Source organism: Desulfosarcina sp. (assembly GCF_033791525.1).
GTDB lineage: Bacteria > Desulfobacterota > Desulfobacteria > Desulfobacterales > Desulfosarcinaceae > Desulfosarcina.
Window position 1 is genome coordinate 1 of sequence record NZ_JASJGN010000346.1, and the last position, 22,522, is coordinate 22,522.

General features: G+C 57.5%; 19 protein-coding genes. 5 read left to right on the forward strand and 14 right to left on the reverse strand.

Annotated elements, in window-relative coordinates; all coding sequences use genetic code 11:
* The coding region (locus tag QNK41_RS17155) for a hypothetical protein (protein ID WP_319259176.1) at positions 1-189 on the forward strand (189 nt) is incomplete at its 5' end.
* A gap of 37 nt (positions 190-226) precedes the next feature.
* Entirely contained in the window at positions 227-766 is a 540-nt protein-coding gene (locus QNK41_RS17160; protein WP_319259179.1) for a hypothetical protein, read from the forward strand.
* A gap of 53 nt (positions 767-819) precedes the next feature.
* On the opposite strand, the gene QNK41_RS17165 is transcribed toward QNK41_RS17160, so the two are convergent.
* Together QNK41_RS17165 and QNK41_RS17170 are read right to left on the reverse strand one after the other, a co-directional pair.
* A complete protein-coding gene (locus tag QNK41_RS17165; protein ID WP_319259181.1) occupies positions 820-2,388 on the reverse strand; it encodes a glycerol-3-phosphate dehydrogenase/oxidase in 1,569 nt (522 codons plus the stop codon).
* Between the two features lie 115 nt (positions 2,389-2,503).
* Positions 2,504-4,162, reverse strand: coding sequence for an adenosylcobalamin-dependent ribonucleoside-diphosphate reductase (locus QNK41_RS17170; RefSeq protein WP_319259184.1), 1,659 nt, complete (start codon positions 4,160-4,162; stop codon positions 2,504-2,506).
* Between the two features lie 78 nt (positions 4,163-4,240).
* Between QNK41_RS17170 and QNK41_RS17175 the strand changes: the two genes are divergently transcribed.
* Complete coding sequence (locus QNK41_RS17175; protein WP_319259187.1) at positions 4,241-4,945, forward strand: hypothetical protein; 705 nt, start codon at positions 4,241-4,243, stop codon at positions 4,943-4,945.
* Between the two features lie 239 nt (positions 4,946-5,184).
* On the opposite strand, the gene QNK41_RS17180 is transcribed toward QNK41_RS17175, so the two are convergent.
* The 4 genes from QNK41_RS17180 to QNK41_RS17195 all read right to left on the reverse strand — a co-directional run bounded on the left by QNK41_RS17180 (position 5,185) and on the right by QNK41_RS17195 (position 11,691).
* Positions 5,185-6,180 (reverse strand): calcium/sodium antiporter, encoded by a 996-nt coding sequence (locus QNK41_RS17180; RefSeq protein WP_319259189.1) that lies wholly within the window; start codon positions 6,178-6,180, stop codon positions 5,185-5,187.
* 141 nt (positions 6,181-6,321) lie between these two features.
* Positions 6,322-9,582 (reverse strand): efflux RND transporter permease subunit, encoded by a 3,261-nt coding sequence (locus QNK41_RS17185; RefSeq protein ID WP_319259192.1) that lies wholly within the window; start codon positions 9,580-9,582, stop codon positions 6,322-6,324.
* Entirely contained in the window at positions 9,579-10,745 is a 1,167-nt protein-coding gene (locus tag QNK41_RS17190; RefSeq protein ID WP_319259194.1) for an efflux RND transporter periplasmic adaptor subunit, read from the reverse strand. The genes QNK41_RS17185 and QNK41_RS17190 overlap by 4 nt, the downstream gene beginning before the upstream one ends.
* Before the next feature lie 724 nt (positions 10,746-11,469).
* Complete coding sequence (locus QNK41_RS17195; RefSeq protein WP_319259196.1) at positions 11,470-11,691, reverse strand: hypothetical protein; 222 nt, start codon at positions 11,689-11,691, stop codon at positions 11,470-11,472.
* 445 nt (positions 11,692-12,136) lie between these two features.
* On the opposite strand from QNK41_RS17195, the gene QNK41_RS17200 reads away from it, so the two are divergent.
* A complete protein-coding gene (locus QNK41_RS17200; RefSeq protein WP_319259199.1) occupies positions 12,137-12,682 on the forward strand; it encodes a methyltransferase family protein in 546 nt (181 codons plus the stop codon).
* A 292-nt stretch (positions 12,683-12,974) separates the two neighbouring features.
* Positions 12,975-14,216: an MFS transporter gene (locus QNK41_RS17205; protein ID WP_319259201.1), complete on the forward strand. Its 1,242-nt coding sequence runs from the start codon at positions 12,975-12,977 to the stop codon at positions 14,214-14,216.
* Positions 14,217-14,318: 102 nt separating this feature from the next.
* Here QNK41_RS17205 and QNK41_RS17210 read toward each other — a convergent pair whose 3' ends face one another.
* The 8 genes from QNK41_RS17210 to QNK41_RS17245 all read right to left on the reverse strand — a co-directional run bounded on the left by QNK41_RS17210 (position 14,319) and on the right by QNK41_RS17245 (position 22,350).
* Complete coding sequence (locus tag QNK41_RS17210; RefSeq protein WP_319259205.1) at positions 14,319-15,353, reverse strand: glycoside hydrolase family 3 N-terminal domain-containing protein; 1,035 nt, start codon at positions 15,351-15,353, stop codon at positions 14,319-14,321.
* Between the two features lie 42 nt (positions 15,354-15,395).
* Positions 15,396-16,454, reverse strand: a complete 1,059-nt coding sequence (locus QNK41_RS17215; RefSeq protein WP_319259207.1) for a nucleoside recognition protein — start codon at positions 16,452-16,454, stop codon at positions 15,396-15,398.
* Positions 16,441-17,175 carry a precorrin-2 C(20)-methyltransferase gene (gene cobI, locus QNK41_RS17220; protein ID WP_319259210.1) on the reverse strand — a complete coding sequence of 245 codons (735 nt, stop codon included), beginning with the start codon at positions 17,173-17,175 and terminating at the stop codon, positions 16,441-16,443. Before cobI ends, QNK41_RS17215 begins: the two co-directional genes overlap by 14 nt.
* Positions 17,176-17,269: 94 nt before the next feature.
* Positions 17,270-17,887, reverse strand: coding sequence for a precorrin-8X methylmutase (locus QNK41_RS17225; protein ID WP_319259212.1), 618 nt, complete (start codon positions 17,885-17,887; stop codon positions 17,270-17,272).
* Entirely contained in the window at positions 17,874-19,283 is a 1,410-nt protein-coding gene (locus QNK41_RS17230; RefSeq protein WP_319259224.1) for a cobyrinate a,c-diamide synthase, read from the reverse strand. Before QNK41_RS17230 ends, QNK41_RS17225 begins: the two co-directional genes overlap by 14 nt.
* Positions 19,284-19,377: 94 nt before the next feature.
* Positions 19,378-20,331, reverse strand: coding sequence for an ABC transporter substrate-binding protein (locus tag QNK41_RS17235; protein ID WP_319259215.1), 954 nt, complete (start codon positions 20,329-20,331; stop codon positions 19,378-19,380).
* Positions 20,332-20,494: 163 nt separating this feature from the next.
* On the reverse strand, positions 20,495-21,283 hold the full coding sequence (locus tag QNK41_RS17240) for an ABC transporter ATP-binding protein (RefSeq protein WP_319259218.1): 789 nt from the start codon (positions 21,281-21,283) through the stop codon (positions 20,495-20,497).
* Between the two features lie 2 nt (positions 21,284-21,285).
* Entirely contained in the window at positions 21,286-22,350 is a 1,065-nt protein-coding gene (locus QNK41_RS17245; RefSeq protein WP_319259221.1) for an iron ABC transporter permease, read from the reverse strand.
* Between the last annotated feature and the right edge of the window lie 172 nt (positions 22,351-22,522).

The window sequence follows — 22,522 nt, forward strand, 5'->3', positions numbered from 1 at the left end:
GTGGATGGCGCCAATATCAGCGCCTATGTCGGGAATTTCGACGGGGCCAGCGGGATTTTCCAGATCAGCCAGTCACCCGGCAGCTACAATGTGATAACCAACAACATGACCATCAACATTTCAATTTATAACTATGCCAGCGAATCACAGGCATCGGGGCTACTCCCGCGCTTTTTAGACGCACAATGATCACGGACTGATTCTTCTTCATGAAAGGAAGGCAGAAATGGCCTGTAGATGCAGAAAAACAATCGTATTCATCCTGTCTGCAATGGTAACCGTGTTATGCTACAGCAGTGCATTCCCTCAGGAAACACCGCCTGAGCTTCGCCACCAGCCAGCCAGATTGGAGGTTGTTCAGGAGTACCTCAACAAACTGGGATACACCAAAGCAAGACCGTTCAGAGAAAAAAATTTGGAAGGATTGGCGTTTATCATCAAAGACAAACGCACCGATGAAATCATCAAGCTGTCCGCCCTGTTAAACCCGAATGACCGGTTATTGAAGATCGAATGCCATGATTTGGCCACTGTCCCTCCCAATCCCGACCGTCTGATCCTGCTGTTTCAAAAACTGACCGAACTCAATGGGACACGCACCATTGGCAAGTATTATGTCAACTTCGACAATGGACAAATCCAATATTTCTACTTTCAAAGTGTATTGGGCGGCATATGTTTTGCCGATTTTGAACGCACCGTCAGATTGATCGAGATCATTCTATTCAATGACATTAAAAGCATTCGTGAACTCAGCGCCTCGTAAAATGGCCGTTTTGGGCCGGGGCATTAACAATGCAGATTGACTGAAGGCCAATTTTACCCGCAACAATCCGGCAGGTACCCCCCGGCCAGCTGTTTAAATTCAGATACCTGTTGTTGCTGCCATTGCGATCCCAATCCCAGTTCTTTTGCCATCAGGTCAGCCGAGGCCCCGGCAATGTCCATGCTTGCCGACGCGTCCAGGATCAGGGAGCGGGTGCGACGGGCCAGGACATCTTCCAGGGTCAAGGCCATTTCATGGCGAACGGCCCAGACGACCTCCGCTTTGACATAGGGTAGATGGTCGTGCAGTTTTTCTCCCATCCCGGGGTCCGATTCGATAATCCGCCGGATGAAAACCGCGTCAGAACCATAGGCGCAAAGCGGATCTTCCGGGTCCATGTTCTTCAACCACCCGTGAATGCGCAGCTTGCGCGTCCGGCATTCGCTTTCCGGAAGCCCGGCGATCAAAGCCGCCTGGTTGACCGTGTCTTCGGCCATCTTGCGGTAGGTGGTCCATTTTCCGCCGGTAATGGTCACCAGGCCCGATTGAGACACCGCCAGGTGATGGTCCCGGGAGATGGTGGCGGTCTTTTTTCCCTCCCCCTCCCCCACCAGTGGGCGCAGGCCGGCGAATACGCTCAGGATGTCCGCCCGGGTGGGGTCCTCCACCATATACTGGGCGGCATGTTTTAGGATGAACGCGATCTCTTCCTCGAGGGGACGGGGCTCGAGGCTGGCTCGATCCACCGGCGTGTCGGTCGTTCCCACCAGCACCCGATCATGCCAGGGAACGGCGAACAGTACCCGTCCATCTTCGGTCTGGGGAACCATGATGGCCGTACTTCCCTTGAGAAACCGTTTGTCCAACACCAGGTGAACGCCCTGACTGTGGGAGATGATCGGTGTCGCCGTGGGCTGATCCATTCGCAGGATGTCGTCGGTAAAAATTCCCGTTGCATTGATCACGACCCGGGCGTGGACCTCGCGTTCTCCACCATCTATGGTGTCTTTGAGCTTTACGCCGTCGATCATTTTCCCCGAATACGTCAGTCCGGTCACCTGCATGTAATTGATGGGCACACCGCCGGCGTCCTCGATTGACTGGGCCAGGTTGACTGCCAGCCGGGCATCGTCAAACTGGCCGTCATAGTAAATCACGCCGCCGCGCAGCTGGTCCGGCTCCAGGGTTGGAATGCGTTTGAGCGTTTCCGCTTTGGACAGCCACTTGGAGGGGCCCAGCCCCAGCCGGCCGGCCAAAAGATCGTACACCTTCAGTCCCACACCGTAAAAAGGGCCGTCCCACCACTCGTAGTTGGGCACGATGAAGGCCTGGTTCTGAACCAGATGCGGTGCGTTCTGCATCAGCAATCCCCGCTCGTGGAGGGCTTCAAGAACCAGAGAGATATTACCCTGCTGCAGGTAGCGCACACCGCCGTGAACCAGCTTGGTACTGCGGCTGGAAGTACCTTTGGCAAAGTCGTGCTGCTCCACCAGCAGGGTCTTGTATCCCCTTGACGCCGCATCCAGCGCGCACCCCAGGCCGGTGGCGCCACCGCCGATCACCAGGATGTCCCAATAACCGTCATAGCTGTTGATGGTTTCTATGGATTTTTTCCGATTCATGGAATTTCCTCGTTTTTTATTGAAGTGTCTTTTTAAGGTGCCTCGTGAAACGGTTTCGAAGATACACACACCCGCTCCACCAATTCCTTAATTCCGCAATCCCTCAATTCCTCAATTACGAACACTCTTCGTTTTTCATGGAGCAGGCGGAAAGCACCTGATCCGGATGTGACCGGTCGCGATAAACCGTAATACCCTTGAGGTTCATGTCGGCAGCATCCAGAAAGAGGGCGCGAATCTCGTCTGCCGTGATGGATTCGGGCAGGTTGACTGTTTTGGAAACGGCATTGTCCGTATATTTCTGGAAGGCGGCCTGGATCTTCAGGTGCCAGCGCGGGGAGACATCCCAGGCGGTCTGAAAGATGCGCTTGTCTATCTCGCGCCCTTCCTGCAGGTAGCGTGAATAAATGGGGTGCACATCCGTATAGATCTGATCCACGATCCTACGCTCGACTTCAAAGGCAAAAACGGGTTCGACACTGCTGCTCACCCCCGCCAGAATGCTGATGGTGCCCGTGGGCGCCACGGTGGTCAGGGTGGCATTGCGCCGCCGCTTCACTCCCCTGGCCGGAAACACGCTTTGCTGAAAAGCTGGAAAATTTCCCCGCCTGTCAGCCAGTTCGGCCGACGCCGCCTCAGCATATTGCTGGATCCGGGACATGATCTCTCCGGCCAGCACCAACGCCCGTTCACTCTGGTAGGAGACGCCGAGGAGGATCAGCATGTCGGCAAAACCCATGACCCCCAACCCGATCTTGCGGTTCATCCTGCTCCATTCCCCGGTTCGGGGTATCGGGTGGCGATTCACCTCCACCACGTTGTCCAGAAAATGAACCGCCAGGTGTACCAGCCGTTCCAGTTTCTGGTAGTCGATGGACTTGCCGTCGATTATCCGGGTCAGGTTGATGGAACCTAACGTGCAGGACTCGTAGGGCAGCAACGGCTGCTCACCGCATGGGTTGGTGGCCTCCAGCGACCCCATTTTGGGGGTGGGGTTGGCCCGGTTGATGCGGTCAATGAACAGGATGCCTGGATCACCGGTCTCCCAGGCGCTTTTCGCCATCAGACTGAGCAGGTCGGCCGCCGGTACGCGAGCCACCTCGGCGCCGGTACGCGGGTGGATCAGCGGGTAATCGCGTCTCTCCTTCACACAATCGATGAAAGGGTCGTCCACAGCCACGGAAAGATTGAAATTGCAGAGCTGGCTGCGGTCCTGCTTGGCCTTGATGAACGCCTCGATATCCGGGTGGCTCACATGCAGCACGCCCATGTTGGCGCCGGGTCTGATGCGGTTACGGTCGATGAGGTGAGTGGCCGCATCGAACAGCCGGATGAACGACACCGGACCACCGGTCACGCCTGATGCGGGGAAAATGGTATCTCCTGCAGGACGCAGCCGGCTGAAGGAGAATCCGGTGCCGCCGCCGGTATGGTGGATCAAGGCGGCATCCTTGAGGCTCTGGAAAATAGACTCCAGGTGGTCCTCCACCGGCAGCACAAAACAGGCGGCCAGCTGCCCCAACGGTCTGCCGGCATTCATCAGGCAGGGTGAATTGGGCAGAAAAGAGAGCGAGGTCATGGCCGACTCGAAGCGATTCGCCGTGTCCCGCACCGAGGCGCTGGCGTCGAAGAGCAGGTCCGCCTCAGCCACCACCCGTGCCACCCGCGAAAACACATCCGCCGGTGTCTCGATGGTCTCTCCCCGGTAGTTGCGGGCAAGATAACGTTTTTTGAATACTTCCGCGGCCAGCGGGGTGAGGTTATCGATGCTCATGGATCCGTCTTTCAATAATAGTTGACGCGTTCAAGCAGTCGTTTGTTTTTTGACATCCGCAGCGATGCGGCCAATAATATGAAAGAAATGATAATCACGATTCAAGACAATTTCATCATCGGCGGCCTGATCCTGCTGGCGCTGCTCACCGGCTGCGCCAGACTGCCGGACTATGCCATGCCGCGCGCAGGCGTCCATGTTGACGATCCGGCGACAATCCAGGATGCCTTTGCCTACCGGCACCTGACCCGCGCGGACTTCAAGGCCACAACACTGCCGCCGGACCGGACCATGCACGCAACATCCATCAATGCCCATACCTGCACCCGGATCCGACCCTGCAAGGATTCCCGGTTCACCGTAAGCCGGGCCCGGTACGGGGAATCGCTCATCTACATCGGCGGCATCGAAAGTATCACCTTTGAAGCCATCATGATTCCAGGCTGCTCCTGGTGGAGCCCAACGATGCCGGCCAAAAACAGCGCCTACGTCCTGCAGCACGAGCAGATCCATTTTGCCTTGGTTGAACTGGCGGCCCGCCGGCTGACCGTCAACGCACACGAAATGGTCAAGACATTCATGGCCATCCACCCCACCCCTGAGGCGGCAAGGGCGGAAATAGGCGCCACAATCAAGGAATGGATTCGATCCGCCATGGATGAATCCCTGGCCGCGCATACCGCGTTCGATGAAGACACCTCACTGTTCCATAGCCCAAAGCGCCAGCACTGGTGGATGGAAAAAATTGAAAGCGAACTATCCCTATTTCAGGAAAACAATTAATACCCAAACTGAGCGATTCAGCTTTCTCGAAGAAGGTCGATTGGTAACGATCACGGTTGGGTACCATCGATTTTAGTATTCAAAAGGTGAAACCCTTTGGGTTTGCAGATCTCACCCCATCTTCGGCGTTAGATATCGCCGCGCATAGTCCACTATAGCGCGACGACATCTGCCTTGAATCTGCGTCAAGCTCGACAATCGATCAGTTTGGGTAATAGGATGTTGAAAAACGATTGCGATCAACTACCAGAAACCGCAGGGACACCGGGCGAGAACAGGGGAAACAGCAGATAGGTGATAAAAAGCGCATAAATCAGCAGGGCCAGCACCCCCTCCCACCGGTCCATGATGCGCAACCGGCCGGTAAACATGAAGATGAACAGCAGGATGCTGGCGGCCATCATGACGCCCATGTCCACATTGGCCGCCGGGTTGAAGGGCAGCGGCCGGATGACCGCACTGACACCCAATATAAAAAATACATTGAAAATGTTGGAACCGACCACGTTTCCCACTGCAATCTCAACGTCCCCCCGTTTGGCGGCCATGACCGAGGTGGCCAGTTCGGGCAGGGAGGTCCCTACCGCCACCACCGTCAGCCCCATGACGGCCCGGGGAATGGCCAGAAGGTCCCCCAGGATGACCGCGCTGTCCACGATCCATCGCCCCCCGAACAGCAAACCAAAAAAGCCGACGATCATTTTCAGGGCAATCCGCGCCGCCTTCTCGGCCGGTGCCGGGCTGACATCCGGCAGGCCGGCAACCGGTTCGGCAATGGATGCCGTGTAGGCGATGAAGATACCGAAGAAACCCAGCAGCACTATTCCGTCAGAACGGGTGATCGCGGAACTGGCGGCACCGTCAATATAGACGTCACTGGCCAGAACCCACAGCATCAGCGCTGCCAACAGGCTGAAGGGGATCTCCTTCCACACGGTCCCCTTGGAAACGGTGAGCGGCTGGGCCAGCGCCGTAACTCCCAAAATCAAAAGGATATTGGCGATGTTACTGCCCACCACGTTGCCCAAGGCGAGATCGGTGTTGCCGCTGATCCCCGCCGAGATGTTGACGAAGAGTTCAGGGGCCGAGGTGCCGAAGGCCACCACGGTCAGGCCGACGGCCATCGGAGAAATATGCATACCCCGGGCAAGGCGCGCGGCACCATCCACAAACAGGTCGGCGCCTTTGATCAGAGCGACAAACCCGGCCAGCATCAACACCAAAGCAATCATCATGAGAAGCAACCGCCATTTATGCGAGTGTTTATGTCCCTGCCGGTTTGAATCCCCGGCATCTGGCCGCGCCTTGGTGCGGGAAACGGCGAGTAATGGCTCTTGTTGGAATGGCGCCAGCCCAGGTTATGCATCTTACCAAAATTACGCGCCGTCGACGGCTTTTTCGACGCCCCCGCTTTCGCCATGCCCGTGGGCGAATTCCCAGCGTTTGTCCAGAAAATAGAGGATCGGCACCGTCATGCGTGAAAAGAGCAGCGAGGCCACCTCGCCGGCCATCAAAGAGATGGCCAGGCCCTGGAAAATAGGGTCGAAAAGGATCACCGAAGCCCCCACCACAACGGCGGCAGCCGTGAGCATCATGGGTCGGAAGCGCACCGCCCCGGCATCGATGACGGCCCGGTCCAGAGGCGCCCCTTCGGCCAGCCGAAGCTCGATAAAATCAACCAAAATGATGGAATTTCTTACCACGATACCCGCGCCGGCAATAAAACCGATCATGGATGTGGCCGTGAAAAAAGCCCCCATGGCCCAGTGGGCCGGCAGGATACCGATCAGCGAAAAGGGAATGGCCGCCATGATCACCACCGGCGTGGAAAAAGACTGGAACCAGCCCACCACCAGCACGAAAATCAGCACCAGCACCACAGCAAAGGCCATGCCCAGATCCCGGAACACCTCGTAGGTGATGTGCCACTCGCCATCCCATTTCATGGCAAAGCGCTGGTCACTCTCGGGCAGGGCCGCCGTGTGCTGGGCGATTTGGTACCCTTCGGGAAGGGTGATAGCGTCGATCTTCTTGCGCAACTCCAGGATGGCATATACCGGGCTCTCCTTGGCGCCGGCCACATCGGCGATCACATAAACCACGGGCATCAGATTCTTGTGGTAGATGCTGCGGTCCAGCGGGGTCTGCCGGATAGTCACCAGGTCGGACAGGGTCACCATGCGGCCGTCGGCGGCGGTGACGTTGATGGCCTTGAGCAGGTCAAGCCCGGCCCGCAGGGCCAGTGGCGGCTGCAGCACGATGGCCACATCCTCTTTTTCCTGCGACTGGTGCAGCAATCCGGCCTTGGAACCGGAAAGGGTGGCTTGCAGGGTCTGGGCGATATGGGCCACGCTGATGCCGTGCAGGGCGGCCTTTTCCTGGTCCGCCACGATCTGGTAGCGGGTCTGCTCCTCCTCCATATACCAGTCCACATCCACGACCCCGTCGGTCTGTTCGAAAATGTCGCGGATCTTCAGGGCCAGCTCACGCTGGCGGTCGTAGTCGGGGCCGTACACTTCGGCCACTATGGTGGAGAGCACCGGCGGGCCGGGGGGTACCTCGGCCACCTTGACCCGGGCCCCGTAACGGTCGGCGATGGCCTGAAGCGGCGGTCGCACCCGTTTGGCGATCTCGTGGCTCTGCTGCTTGCGCTGCCCCTTGCCGGCCAGGTTGACCTGGATGTCGGCCAGGTTCGGCGAATGGCGCAGGTAGTAGTGGCGTACCAGGCCGTTGAAGTTGAAGGGTCCGGCGATGCCCGTGTGGATCTGGTAGTCCACCACCTCGTTGACGGTGGCCAGGTAGTCCCCCATTTCGAAAGCAACGGCTGCCGTGTCTTCGAGGGTGGCGTGGTCGGGCATGTCCAGAATCACCTGGAATTCACTCTTGTTGTCGAAGGGCAGCATTTTCACCTTCACCCACCCCACGGCCACCATGGAACAGGCCCCCAGCAGCAGGACGGCGACACCGATCAGGAAGGACCATCGCCACACAGGGTTGTGCAGCAGATGGTCCATGACGTTGCGGTAGAGGAGGGTGGCCCGGTCTTCCGTGCCGTGCGCGTCGCCATGACCGTGGCCCTTGCGGCCCAGCAGACGATATGCCGCCCAGGGGGTGACAATGAAGGCCACGATGAGGGAAAAAACCATGGCTGCCGACGCGCCCACCGGTATGGGGCGCATGTATGGTCCCATGAGTCCGCCGACGAATGCCATGGGCAGGATGGCGGCAATAACCGTCAGGGTGGCCAGAATGGTCGGGTTGCCCACTTCATCCACGGCCTCGATGGCCACCTGGCCGCGGGGCCGGGTCTCGTTGCCCGGCAGCCGAAAGTGGCGAACGATGTTCTCCACCACCACGATGGCATCGTCCACCAGGATGCCGATGGAGAAAATCAGGGCGAACAGGGTAATACGGTTCAGCGTGTAGCCGTATAGGTAGAAGACCGCCATGGTAAGCGCCAGGGTGACCGGGATCGCAAATGCCACCACGCCGGACTCCCGATGGCCCAGGGTGAACCAGATCAAGATGGTCACCGACACGATGGCGATCAGCATGTGCAGAAGCAGCTCGTCACTCTTCTCTTTGGCCGTCTCCCCGTAGTTGCGGGTGACCGTGACACGGATATTGTCCGGAATGACCTTCCCCTTGAGTGCCTCCACGCGCGCCAGCACCTTGTTGGCCACGCTGATGGCGTTGGTGCCTTTGCGCTTGGCCAGGGTCAGGGTGACCGCCGGATAGGGGGCACTGCTGGTGTCGTCAGCGGAAAAGCCCTTTCCACCGGCCGCCGGGCCGGTACCGAAAAAAACATAGTTCTCCGGAAGCGGCGGACCGTCAGAAATGGTGGCAACATCGCCCAAAGAAACCGGGCGTCCCTGATGGGCCGCCACCACCACGTTTTTGACATCTTCGGGAGTTTTCAGAAAACCACCGGTATGTACAATGATCTGGCCTTCGGGAGAGGGATAGGTGCCGGCGTCGGCCGCCTGGTTGGCGGCGAAGACCAGCCGGGAGACGGCCACCGGATCAAGCCCGTAACCGGCCATGCGCACCGGATCCAGCTGCACCTCCACCCGCCGGCTCTCCCCGCCGATGAGGGTGGCAATGGAAACGTTGGGCTCGCGCTTTACCTGATCTTCCACCTCGGCGGCCACCCGCCGCAGCAGATAGGGTTCTACCTCCTCACTCCAGAACGTCAGCGCCAGAATGGGTACGTCGTCGATGTATCGCGGCTTGATCAACGGCGGTGTGATGCAGCAGGGAATCCGGTCCATGTTGGCCATGAGCTTGGACTGCAGCCGGACAATGGACTCCTCCTCGTTCTGGCCGACGTAGAATCGCACCACCGCCATGGCCATGCCCGGGGAACTGGTGGAGTAGATGTACTCCACGCCGGGAATCTCCCACAGCAGCTTCTCCATGGGGCGGGTCACCCGCTGTTCCACCTCCGCAGCATCGGAGCCAGGCATCTGAACGAAGATGTCGATCATGGGGACGATGATCTGGGGCTCTTCCTCCCGGGGAAGGGCGACAACGGCGGCCAGTCCCAGAAGCACCGAGGCGATAATGATCAGCGGGGTCAATTTGGAGTTGATGAAATAATCGGCGATTTTACCGGCAGGACCATATGCTTTGCTCATTTTTCAGGCTCCACGGCAGACCCGTTGGTCAGTTCAGGGGAAGGTGCGGTCACCAGCCGGGTGCCGTCCTTGATTCCCGAGATCACCTCCACCTGATCGCCATATGCACGACCGATGCGGATCAGGCGGAACCGGGCGGTGTTCTTCTCATCCACGATGAACACCCCGGTCAACTGCCCCCGCCGGACCACTGCCGATTCAGGAATACGCAGGGTCTTTTGTTCGCCAATGGTAAGGGGCACCCGGGCGAACATGCCCGATCGCAGGGATTCGGTACCCGAGACACCCACCTGCACCACAAACGTCCGACTGCCCTGGTCGGCCGAGGGCACGATCACATCGACGGTGCCGGCAATGGGCAGTTCCCCGACAGATGGGATACGGACGTCCACGGCCTGGCCCGTTCGGACGGACTGAATGTACGCTTCGGGAACCACCAGGTCCACCCGGTAACCGCCTTCCCGTTCCAGGGTCAGCAGCGGGGTCCCCGGCGCAGCCAGCGCGCCCGCATCGGCGAGCTTGGCCGTCACCTTGCCATCAAACGGGGCCAGTACCCGGGCATCCTTGCGGGCCACCGCGGCCGCATCGACCGCCGCCTGGGCCTGGTTGATACGGAACTGTGCCGCCTCCACCATTGCCCGGGCCTGGTCCAGGGAGGCCTGGGCCTGCTTGTGCTGCGCCTCAACCGTTTCAAAGGTTTCCTGGGTAATGGCGCCGCCCTCCAGCATGGTCCGGTTGCGGCGAAAGGACAACAGCGCCCGCTGGGCGCCGGCATCGGCCGCCGTCTGGGCGGATACGGCCCCGGTTTCGGCTTTTCGCGCTTCTGCCAGGGCCCCCTGGGCCTGGTTCAGTTGGGCGGACACTTGGCGCTCGTCCAGTTGAACCAGAAGGTCACCCGATTTCACCAGGTCCCCCTCCTTGACCTTGTATGCCAGTATGACACCCATCAGTTTGCTGGAAACCGTGGCCGACAACTGGGCTTTCACCGTGCCTACGGCATCATACATCACCGGTTGCACCGCCTGGGCCACCGCCGCGATGGGGACCATGATGGCGGGGCTTTTCTGCGGTGCCGTGTTGCCCGGTTCGATCTTTTCCGAACAGCTGGACAGCGCCAGGGCTGCAGTCAAAAGGGTGACTGCCATCAGATTGAAGGTTCGCATGGTTTATTTCCTTTTGCTGTAAATTTCAGTACCATCGACAAAGCAACATTCCAAATGCGAATCGAACAAACAGTGGAATAGAACCAGAAACACCCGGAAGGTTTCGTTTCACTCGCCGATTTTATCATTTCTTAATGGTTTCCGCTGATGCCAGCGGGTTCATGATTGACCGTCGTTATTACTTTTTGGGCCTCACCTCAATGGTCACCTCCACGTCCGATAGAGACATCGCAGATTCTGGCCAGAAAGATGATGACGCCTGTCAGGAGAATGTCTGGATCGAACATGATTAATGAATATTTCCCTCAGCCCTTACGGTTACGATGGACAGGTGAATTTACAATTGGCGATAGTTTTTTTAACCGTGGATCCGATCTCCCCACAAGACCATGGATCGGCTGGAACCCACACGCTACAGTCATTTTTCTGTTTAGCACGGGTATTAAAAAACCTCATGTGCGCAGGCATAACCAGACAAAATTCAGTGAGAAAAGCAGCGCTTAAGGGTGATCAAACAGCAGCCAGCGCCAGCATTTGACTCTGTATAACCTGGCTCAACCGTTTTTCAATGCTCTTTTAAACCATGCAATCCAAACGATGGCAAGCACATCCCGAAAAACAGCCGCCAAGCATCGACACCGAAGCAATCCGCTCTGCAGCCTCAGGGACTGAGCTTGCTGAAAAAAGGTGCGCTGCGACAATCAGAAGCCGATAAATGGGATTTTCATCCTTGAAACCAGGCGGCCTCTCCAGCGATTCGGGTCGTGCTTAATGGCCTGGAGGCAGATTCGACAATGGTTTTACTGCCGGACTTTTTTTGCTGGATGCCAACCAGCCGGTCGGTCACACAACCGATGGCCAATGTCACGATCAGTACCGAGGACCGTGAACCGGTTATCTGCCGGAAAAGAAACCAGACCTTGACCGTCTCGTGGTGCTGAATCACAAAAATGCCATATTTTCTATGTTCCTCCCAAATTGAACCCTCCCCGTGGCAAGCCGCAGGGAATGTTCTGCCTGTATCGGCAGTGCTGCTCAGCACCGTAAGGGTAAAGACGATTTGTAGTTTGCTCGATAGCCCTGCCGCACCGATGCTCGGTATCTCTGCTTCGCTCCGACAAGCGTCGGGAAATGCGCTCGCTATTGCGGTCCAAAATGACTATCTACAAAAAGAATGGCCAAATCGAAATTTTGGCACTAATGTAGTTGATCAGAAGATAGGTTGATTATCCTTTTGGTTTCTATCGTCGACCTGAGTATCGATGGTACGGAGGTAAGATTTTTTTTAGTTAACAGGTCCGTCCCAACTTAGCTGCCCACTGCACACGTTCAAGGCAGTCAGGTCCACGAGGAACACACACCATTTCATAGCGCGTAACGATTAGGCACCGATGAAAATCATTCTTTTTTGTATTCTGTCACTTCCGCTGTTATTTCTATCCAGGAACACACTGTTCAGCCTTAAAAATCATGGTGTGTTTCGATGGGTGGCGTGGGAGTGTATTTTGTGGATTGCCATTCAAAATCATCGGTATTTGATAGTAGAAAATTTTGACCTTCAGCAATTGATTTCGTCGGCACTTATGATTGTTTCCTTAATTTACATTGTTTCTGCCGTACGGACCATGCATTTAAAGGGTAAAGCCAGCAGGCAGCGACGTGATCGAACCCTTTTCAGTTTTGAGAAAACCACGGTTATAATAGAATCCGGGTTTTTCAGACATATCCGTCACCCCATGTACAGCTCGCTTTTGTTTCTGGTTTGGGGGTTGCTGTTGAGACATATCGAGGTGACATTGCTCATCGTCGCCTTGATGGCTACATTATTTATTGTTTTTGCCGCAAAGGTCGAAGAAAAGGAAAATATAGAATATTTTGGTGAGCGTTACCGGCGATACGTGCAGCGAACAAAAATGTTTATCCCGCATGTGGTTTGATGAAAATCCCCTGGGCAGCAATTCTATTGTCTACACATACGAATAGACCGGTTTACCAATGCCGGTCCGATTGATGGGTCTTTTGGAAAGTAGGCGTTGAAGCCCAAGATACACTTAGGCATAGGAGTTCCCGGACGTTGGAAAGACCGTGTGGCATGGACTGGCTTTATAGGACGATTGCATATTGACCGGAAAGTGGATGCGTACTATTCAATGTACATTTTTTCCGTGTCCGCCGACAACAACCAATCTTGGCAGCCTCATAGCCACTGAACGTACCTTTGCGTGACCGATGATCCCCAATAAAAACCGTCGCTGGATCATTTACCTGATATCCTGCCTGCTGTTTACCTTTTCTCAGTTCTACCGATCTTCAATAGCGGTAATCTCACCAAACCTGGTCGAAGAACTTAACCTTGACACACAAGACCTTGGACTCATCTCCGCCGCCTTTTTTTATGCGTTTGCCGCAATGCAGATCCCGGTGGGACTTTATTTGGATCGCCTGGGGCCGCGGGTCCTGATGACGGTGCTTTCTCTGGCAGCTGTCGCTGGTGCCACCATTTTTGCCTACGGCGAATCGGCAGCTGCGCTCATCGTTGGCCGTTCGCTCCTCGGCGTAGGCATGGCCTGCAATCTGATGGGGCCGTTGAAGCTGATCACCACCTGGTTTTCTCCGCTGTATTTTGCGACACTATCCGCCATATTCGTATCCGTCGGGACCGCAGGAAATATAGCGGCGGCAACACCGCTGGTATGGCTTACCGAATGGTTCGGATGGCGGACGACGTTTCTTCTCTTCGCCATAAGCAACCTGATCATTGCCGTCCTGTTTTATCTGATCGCAAGAGATCACCCCGGCGCTCCGCCGGTGAGTCCTCCCACCACTTCTGCAGGGGTCAGTTTATCCACTGCACTGGGCGACATGTTGCAGCTCTTTTCCCGCAGGGACTATTGGTTGATTTCGATGGGGACTTTTTTTCGTTACGGCATATATGCGTCGGTTCAGGCCCTTTGGGCAGGTCCATTTCTGATGGTTACCATGGATCTTTCCCAGTTAATGACCGGCAACCTGCTTCTGGCGATGAGCATCGGCCTGATCATCGGCAGCCCCATTTGCGGATGGATATCCGATTCGATTCTGCGTTCAAGGAAAACGGTCATTATTGCCGGATTGGCGGTGATGGCGGGCATCCTGGTCACCCTTGCGGTGTTGCCGGACGATACAGGACTGCTGATTCTGTTTGCATTGTTTTTCGGCTTTGGACTCTCCAGCGGTTCCGGCCAGATCATGTACGCACACATCAAAGAGCGCATGCCCCCTGAAAATGCAGGGACCGCCATGACAGGCATCAACTTCTTTACCATGACCGGTGTCGCGTTTTTTTTACACGGCCTCGGTTGGGCGATCAAAGTATTCTATCCGGAGGGGTCACAGGCACCAGAAGTCTTTCGGCTGGCATTTGTTATATTCGGCGGCTGCCTGGTTATCACAGGATTGCTCTACAGCCTGACCGTCGATGATAAATCTTGAGAAAACGCATGCACAAACCAACTGATAACACCCATTGACCGCTGCGATAGCTTAAGCTTCCAGGGATACAGCCACGATTTTCCAGCCGGGGTCGTCGCCCGGTCACACTTCAGCCGGCACGCCATACCGCTTTTCCCATCCCCCCTTCAAGTACGTTCGTTTCAGCTGCAGAATCCGCTCCACGGAGTGCTGTCCCTTCCGCCTGAGATGGGGGTCGTCAACGAGCGATCGGCGAATTTTCTCACAGGCCGCCTCGATGTCGGGGCCTTTGTGGCAGATCAGGGCGATGTCCACATCGGCCCTCAGGATCTGGTCGATGGCGGTGTCGATATCGTGGCTGGGCTTGATGGCACCCATGTCCAGGTCATCGGTCATCACGACACCGTCGTAGGCCATCTTTCGCCGCAGCAGGTCCACCGTAATGGCCGGGCTCAGGCTGGCCGGCCATACCGGATCGATGCCGGTGTAGCGGATATGCGAGAGCATGATGCCGGCCACCTTACCCTGGATGGCGGATTGAAAGGGGACCAGGTCGACGTCGGTCAATGCTTTTGCGTCGACTTTCAGGTCGGGCAGGGCCAGGTGGCTGTCCAGGACGGTTCGGCCGATGCCGGGGAAATGTTTTGCCACCGCCATGATTCCCCGCTGTTGAAGATGATTGATCACCGTCATGCCCATGCTTGAGACCCAGCTCGGATCACTGCCAAAGGCGCGGCCGGCCATGATGCTGTCCACTCCATCCGGAGCGATGTCCAGCACCGGCGCCATGTTCATGTTGACACCCAGATGCTTCAGTTCCATGGCCGTTACCCTGGCAAAATAGACGGCGTCTTCGGGACGCTTCATGGCCGGATTTCCCGCGAACTGGGTAAAGGGGGGTTTGAGTCGAGCAACCGGCCCGCCCTCCTGATCGATGGCGATGAAAAGCGGCGGCAATCCGACCTTGCCGGCGCATGCCTGGCAGTCATGGCACAACTGCCGGATCTGGTCCGGGGTGCCCAGGTTGCGGGAGAAGAGGATCAGCCCGCCCACCTTTAAGGTGCCGATGAGAAATTTCAGGTCGTCGTTAAAGCCGGTGCCGTCGAAGCCCACCATCAGGCGCTGGCCGGCTATAAATTCATTTGTAAATGGATGCATGGCTCTCTCTTTCAGGTAGTATTATTAGACCAAGGGTTCCCCCTAAAAAAAGTAAAAATATACCACACCGACGACAACCAGGCTGGTTACCCGCAGTCCCTGCCCGAGAAGCAGCAGTTGAAAGCCCATGGCCGGTGAGAAGATGCCCATGTATCGGGGCAGCTGGTGGCGCAGCGCCCGGATGGGAAAAGCCACGATGTTTCCTGCCAGCAGAGCGATCACGGTTTGCTTGATGGTCAAGACACCGGCCTCCATCAGGGCACCGGCAGCAGCGAAACCGGATGTGAATTCTGCAGCAAAGCTTAAGATGACGACCGACAGGGATTCCATCGGCAGCAAGCTGGTGACCACGAAACGGGCAAGCCACTGCCGGGCCGCATCAAACCCTCCCATGGCGTTGACCATGAACACAAGGGTGTAGATCGGCACCACGTATACGGCGATTCGGACGATCCGTCCGGGCAGGCGTTGTTTAATCGTTTCGATCACATCCGTTTTTGCCCGGTCCGTTTCTAATGGTTTCTGCATCCGGTAAGTCGTGTCTTGCAAGACCCCGTCTGACTTGCAAAACCAACGGCCATAGAGCATCACCATCCATGTTCGGGCCACCAGGGCCGCAAAGGTGAGTAAAAAGTAAAGCGCACCGGCACAGCCGGTAAGAGGAATCACAATGAAAAAAGTGGTCGGCAGGTGGAGGAAATAGGCAGGAAACTGGTTCATGAGGTTGCTCAGGAACAATTGCCGGCGGGCAATCTTCTCTTCCTTGAAAAACTCCCACAACATGGCGTTGGCAGCCACACCGGAAAAGAAGGAGGTCGTGAAAGCCGCCGAACAGCGATCCCCCAGGTGACTGAAACGAAACAGGGGGGCGGCCACCACGGCCAGACGCCGGGTCCATCCGGCGGCCTCAATGGTCTGCCCCACCACCAGCCCCAGGGTAATGAAAACGAGCAGGCGCAAAAGCGGCCAGAACAAGTGCAAGGTCAGGCGCTCGACGGTGTGGGTCTCCAGCTTCAGCCAACCCCAGCCAACCACCAGAAGGGAGAAGGCCAGGGAAACCGCCAGGGCCTTATAGGGCAGGCGGGACTCAGATTGCCTCATGATTGTTGTTTTTCTTGGCAAGGATCAGGGTCCAGTATCCCGGCTTGCGCTGCTTTAATGTTTGAATGTCTTCAATCACCTCTTCGTTTTCCAGGCAGCAATTGGCCACCGCCACACTGTTTTCAAGCATGTGCTTTTCTTCCAGGGCATCCGTAATATCCCCGGCATTGCGGTAGGCCTTCATGAAAACTACGTTGTCAACTATTTCAGAGAGTTGGCGCAGGCGATGCCCCCCTTCCACACCGGACAACACCAGCAGCGACTCCTCCCCCTCCACCAGGGGGCGGTTCACCCGGGCGGCGGCAGCCTGATAGGCGGTAATGCCAGGAATGGTGACCACCGGCGCGCCAGGCGCCAGGGCCAGCACGTTCTTCAGCACATATCCATAGGTGGCGTAGGTCAGCGAGTCTCCGAGGGTGAGAAAAGCCACATCGTGGCCCTTTTCCAGTTCGGTGATGATGGTGCGCGCATGGGTTTGCCAGCAGGCTTCTTTTTCGGCCTGGTCCTTGGTCATCGGAAAGGGCAGCAAACGCACGTCACTGTTTTCGGGGATGTGCGGAGCGGCAATCGTGACCGCCTGGCTGTGGGTGTTTTTGGTTGAAGATGCCGCGAAGATCACATCAACCCGACTGATGATCTTGACCGATTTCAAAGGGATCAGGTCTGGATCACCGGGCCCCACGCCGATGCCGTATAGCGTTCCGTAATGCAAAGTGTTCATGGTGTCGCCTGTTGGTAATAGGTTTTAAGGCTGAAGTCGTTCAACAGTGATAATCGTTTCGATCGCTGTTGTACCCGTCGAGAACCTTTCGGGCTCAGCTATCGTCGCCGGCCTTGATGATCAGTGCGTTGACCACGGCCGCTGCCACATTCGAACCGCCTTTGCGGCCCACATTGGTGACATGGGGGACATCGCATTCCAGCAGCAGGGCCTTGGATTCGGCGGCGTTGACGAACCCCACCGGCAGACCCACCACCAGGGCCGGGCGCAACGTGCCCTGGTCAATGAGTTCAACCAGCCGCAGCAGGGCTGTGGGGGCGTTGCCCACCACATAAATGCCGCCGGTGATCTCCGGCGCGGCAACGTCCACGGCCGCCTTGGCCCGTGTGATGCCCTTGCGTGCGGCGGTCTCGGCCACCCGTTCATCGGCCATATAGCAATTCACCGTGCCGCCGAACCGAGCCAAATCCCGCTGGCGGATACCCGCACGGGCCATGTTGGTGTCGGTAATAATCGGGCACCCACTGCGGATAGCAGACACACCGGACACAATGGCCTGCGGATGAAAACGGATCATCTGCTGCCACTCAAAATCGGCACTGGTATGAATCACCCGGCGCACCACCGGCCACTGATCCGTTGAAAAGCCGTGATCGCCGGCCTCACCGTCGATAATCTGAAAACTCAACTGCTCGATCTCATGGGGTTTCATGAACGGTTCCTTTAATGTTGCTTTTTTCGGTAGACCATTGCCCGCAAGCGTTTACGAAATGCCTGGCAGCCTGCGGGCAGCTTCCGAAGTGCAGGTGGATATAACTGCCCAGGGTCTGGTTAACCACAAAACCGTCGGCCGCCTTGTCCATGCCGGTGCGGTCGGTCATCCGATAGACCCCGGGCAGATCGACAGCCTCGCCGGTGATGGTGGAATAATGAAATTCATGCCCTCGCATGACCTGTCCGGCCGGACCCACCACCGTTGCCATCGACTGGGTGACCTCCCGGTATCCCAAGGCCTTGAGCCGTCCCAGCATGCGCGTGGCAAAAGGCAGGCAGCCGGTCATGGGAAAAGCGTGGCCATCGGTGTCGCCCATCTCCCGGCACAGGTACATGAACCCGCCGCATTCACCGTAAATAGGCATGTTCATTCGGCTCAATTGCCGAATCTCCTGTCTCAGCAAGCGGTTGCCGGCCAGCGCGCCCGCATGCAGCTCCGGATAGCCCCCACCGAGATAAAGGCCGTCCACTCCTTCCGGCAGCCTATTGTCCGCCAGGGGTGAGAAAAAAACCAGTTGGGCACCGGCGGCTTCCAACAGCTCCAGATTGTCCGGATAGTAAAAGCAGAAGGCGGCATCCCGGGCTACGCCGATACGCACGCCAGTCTTCCGCGTTTCGATTCGAGGGGTCGACGCATTCCCCTGAAGATCTAAATTCGGCAGCCCCTGAAGCAACGCCTCGAGGTCCAGCTGTTTTTCAATCAGGGATGCCAGACGCCCGCGGTTCTCTTCAGACAGGTCGTGGTCTTCTCGGGTCACCAGCCCCAGATGCCGCTCGGGAATGGCGATGGCCTCATCACGCATCAGGCCGCCCAGCACCGGCATACGCACGTGGCCGTCCATGGCCTCTTTCAGGTAGCCCAGATGGCGGTCGCTGCCCAGATGATTGAAACACACTCCGGCAAAGGAGAGCACATCATCAAAGCCTTCGAATCCCTGCACCAGGGCGGCGGCGCTGCGAGCCATGGCGCGTGCGCCCACCACCAGCACCACCGGCAGGCCCAGCCACTTGGCCATTTGGGCGGTAGAGCCGGCCTCGCTGCGTCCGTCATAGCCGTCATACAGGCCCATCACCCCCTCCACCACGGCGATGTCGGCATCGACGGTGTGCCTGGCAAAGGCCTTTTGGTTGTAGGCCTGCGAGAGCATCCACCCGTCCAGGTTGCGGCTGGCCCGGCCGGTGACCCGGCTGTGGTGGCCGGGATCGATGAAATCCGGCCCCACCTTGAAAGGCGCAACGGTGTACCCCCGGGCGGTGAGTGCGGCCATCAGGCCCAGCGTGATGGTGGTTTTACCGGCCCCACTATGGGTGCCGGCGATAACGATGCCTTTAATCGCAGCCTCCTAATCCCGGTAAACCGGAAACAACAAATTACAATAACCAAATCTCAAATGAGTGAACCGACCAACGGTTGAATGTCATTTTGATTTAATGGTGCGAACCTTCCATACCGGCAGACGCCAAAATGACCCGACCCGCCGCACAGTATACGTCCGGATAGAGCAGACAGCCGATCCGGTATATTCCTTTGAGCAGCCCCAGGGTCGGACGCGAGACGATGGTCTCGTCCACCAGGAACACCTGCCCCGCCTTGATGGCCTTGATGGCGCCGAATCCCGGTTCAGCCATGATCGTCTCCACGGAAACCTGGTTCATGGCACCCTGTTGGGAGAGAAATACATCAATCCCGGCGGCATGGGAGAGCAGCCGCTCCTTTCCGTAAACCGCGATATTGTTGCTTTCGCGCACCGGGGCATCGCCGGCCACATTGATGCCGCCCGCGGTTTCCAGGGCAAAAATGGCCATGGCCTGGGGCGTGAACGTTTTCATTTTGCGGTGGATGGCCTCGAAGTAGACCCGCTGACGATTGCCTATCTGCGCGGACAGCTGCTTGAAGTCATCCACCGCCGCCTCAAAGGCGCGAATCATGCCCTCGGCTTGCGCCTCTCTGCCGCTGAGCTGTCCCAACAGCCGCCAGTATTCCGCCAGTTGGTCCACGGTGGTGGGCTGCACCGACACCACCTGGATTCCGCTTTGCTTCAGACGCTGCACCAGCCGGGGGTATCCTCGGTCGATCATGGGTCGGATCAGCACTAGGTCCGGGCGGGCGGCCAGAAACCGCTCCGGGTCGTCATGATAGGAAAAAATCTCCTTTCCGTCGGCTCCGGACAGATGGGCCGACTGGCCATCGATGCCAATGAGCTGGGCGGCCGCACCCATCGTCAGCAAGTTCTCTGTATGGGCGCCGTAAAGAGAGATGATCCGACCATAAGGGGCGTTGGCCCGGACGGCTTCACCCATCTGGGAATCGGCGGCAAGAACGGCGCTGCCCCAAAACAACCATGGGGTCAAAACGATAAATATGATCAGGTCTTTTTTCATTTGCCAACCCGAGAAAATCGGAAACGACAAATCACAAGCACGAAATCCTAAATAAATATCAAATTACAATTTCCAAATTTCAAACAAGGGCAAATACCAACAGCGCCTCAAGAGCGTAGTGGTTTGGAATTTTGTTCCGTGTGATTTATTTGTCATTTGCTTTTTAACTATTGTGATTTGATCTTTTATACCTGACTTGCAGCCGTCCGGTAAAATCGTCAATCGCCACCCGGGCCTGAACGTCGAACACCCGTTTCAGGTTCTGCCTGGTGAACACCTGAGCCGTAGGGCCGGCGGCCACCACCCGGCCTGCTTTGACCATGACGATTTCCTGGCTGTATGCCGATGCCAGATTCAGGTCCTGAAACACCGCAATCACCGTCCGCCGTTCATTCTGAACCAGACCGGCCACACGGTCCAGCAGCGTCAGGGTATGGCAGACGTCCAGGTTGGCCGTGGCCTCGTCCAGAACCAGCACCGGGGTATCCTGGGCCAGGGCCCGTGCAAAGATCACCCGCTGGCGCTCGCCCCCGCTCAGCGACGTGATGGGGCGATCCTTGAATGCCAGCACATCGCAATCGGCCATGGTCTGGGCCACCCGATCGACGTCTTCGGCGGAAGGCGCGCCGAATCGGGGCGTGTGGGGGTATCGCCCCATGAAGACCACCTCTTCGACGGTAAAGGGAAAATTAATCCCGTAATCCTGGGGCACCAGCGCGATCTGCCTGGCCAGCGCCCGCTTGCCATATGCGCCCAAGGGTCTGCCAGCGTAATGGATGTGGCCTTGATGGGGCGTGATGTGCCGGCAGATCAGGTCGAGCAGCGTGGTCTTGCCGCAGCCGTTGGGGCCGACGATGCCGATAAAACGGCCGGCAGGCAGCTCCAGGTCCAGACCATCGAAAATGGTTTTGCCCGGATGGGCGAAACCGATGCCGCAAAGTGCAAACCCCACGGTTAGAACCCCCTCCCACCGGTCTGGCGTTTGCGAAACAGGTAGCAGAAAAAGGGACCGCCGATCAGCGCCGTAAGCACCCCGATGGGGATTTCATGAGGCAAAACGGCCCGGGTTACCGTATCGGCGCACAAAAGCAGGATCGCCCCGCTGAACAGAGACAGGGGCAGCAGGCGACGGTTGTCCGGCCCGACCAGTGCACGCATCATGTGGGGTACCAGCAGCCCCACGAAACCGATGATGCCCGAGACGGACACGCAGGCTGCCGCCACCAGCGAGGCCGTAACAAGCAAGATCCAGGGGACCCGGCGTGCATCCACGCCCAGCGATGCAGCTGCCCGCCGCCCCAGACACAACAGGTTCAGATCGCGGGCGTAAAAGACGAAGACCATCAGCCCGACGAGAAGGAAGGTGCTGGACAGGCCCACGTCGATCCAGGTTTTCGACGCGAAACTGCCCATGAGCCAAAAAATGATCACCGATACCTGCTCATCGGCCACGAATTTCAAGAAACTGATTCCTGCGGAAAGGATTGCCGCAACAATGATACCCGAAAGGATCAGGTTGTTGGCATTGGCGCCGCCGGCTGAGGAGGAGAGGTAGACGACCAGCATCAGCGTGGCGGTGGCACCGATGAATGCACACACCGGCACACTGTATATACCCGCCACAGTCAGGTTCAGCAGCAGGGCCAGGGCGGCACCGAAGGCGGCACCGGCAGAGACCCCCAAGGTGTATGGATCGGCCAGGGGGTTGAGCAGGATTCCCTGAAATACCACGCCGCACAGGGCTAAGCCGCCGCCCACGGCGGCAGCGGTGAGGATGCGCGGCAGACGAACCTCCATGACGATGACCCGGGTCAGTTCGTCCACGTCGGCGATCAGCCCCGCGTTCCCCGTCAGGCTGCCGCCCACCGCCCGCCACACATCCAGCCAGGCAATCTTCATATACCCCATGCCGGCCGACAGACTGATGGCCGCTAACAAGGCCAGGGCCAGCAGGCCGGCAATGAGCAGGCTGTGGTTCTGCAAGCGATGGAGAGGCCTGTCGGACGATGCATTCAACATGGTCGTTTTTACTTTTTCCGGTTCTTTCCCCCTGCGCCAAGCTTCCAGACCGCACCGGGATAGTCGTTTAATGTCAGTGGTGCGGCTTCAACGCGATGCCGCTCAAGGCTTTGATATACTAATCCAAATCCTAGGGTTGCTGCATGTAAAACATGTGGGTGGGCTGGACAAT

Coding starts and splice junctions, on each gene's coding strand:
- QNK41_RS17160 (WP_319259179.1), top strand. CDS start 227: ATGGCCTGTAGATGCAGAAAAACAATCGTATTCATCCTGTCTGCAATG.
- QNK41_RS17165 (WP_319259181.1), bottom strand. CDS start 2,388: ATGAATCGGAAAAAATCCATAGAAACCATCAACAGCTATGACGGTTAT.
- QNK41_RS17170 (WP_319259184.1), bottom strand. CDS start 4,162: ATGAGCATCGATAACCTCACCCCGCTGGCCGCGGAAGTATTCAAAAAA.
- QNK41_RS17175 (WP_319259187.1), top strand. CDS start 4,241: ATGAAAGAAATGATAATCACGATTCAAGACAATTTCATCATCGGCGGC.
- QNK41_RS17180 (WP_319259189.1), bottom strand. CDS start 6,180: ATGATGATTGCTTTGGTGTTGATGCTGGCCGGGTTTGTCGCTCTGATC.
- QNK41_RS17185 (WP_319259192.1), bottom strand. CDS start 9,582: ATGAGCAAAGCATATGGTCCTGCCGGTAAAATCGCCGATTATTTCATC.
- QNK41_RS17190 (WP_319259194.1), bottom strand. CDS start 10,745: ATGCGAACCTTCAATCTGATGGCAGTCACCCTTTTGACTGCAGCCCTG.
- QNK41_RS17200 (WP_319259199.1), top strand. CDS start 12,137: ATGAAAATCATTCTTTTTTGTATTCTGTCACTTCCGCTGTTATTTCTA.
- QNK41_RS17205 (WP_319259201.1), top strand. CDS start 12,975: ATGATCCCCAATAAAAACCGTCGCTGGATCATTTACCTGATATCCTGC.
- QNK41_RS17210 (WP_319259205.1), bottom strand. CDS start 15,353: ATGCATCCATTTACAAATGAATTTATAGCCGGCCAGCGCCTGATGGTG.
- QNK41_RS17215 (WP_319259207.1), bottom strand. CDS start 16,454: ATGAGGCAATCTGAGTCCCGCCTGCCCTATAAGGCCCTGGCGGTTTCC.
- cobI (WP_319259210.1), bottom strand. CDS start 17,175: ATGAACACTTTGCATTACGGAACGCTATACGGCATCGGCGTGGGGCCC.
- QNK41_RS17225 (WP_319259212.1), bottom strand. CDS start 17,887: ATGAAACCCCATGAGATCGAGCAGTTGAGTTTTCAGATTATCGACGGT.
- QNK41_RS17235 (WP_319259215.1), bottom strand. CDS start 20,331: ATGAAAAAAGACCTGATCATATTTATCGTTTTGACCCCATGGTTGTTT.
- QNK41_RS17245 (WP_319259221.1), bottom strand. CDS start 22,350: ATGTTGAATGCATCGTCCGACAGGCCTCTCCATCGCTTGCAGAACCAC.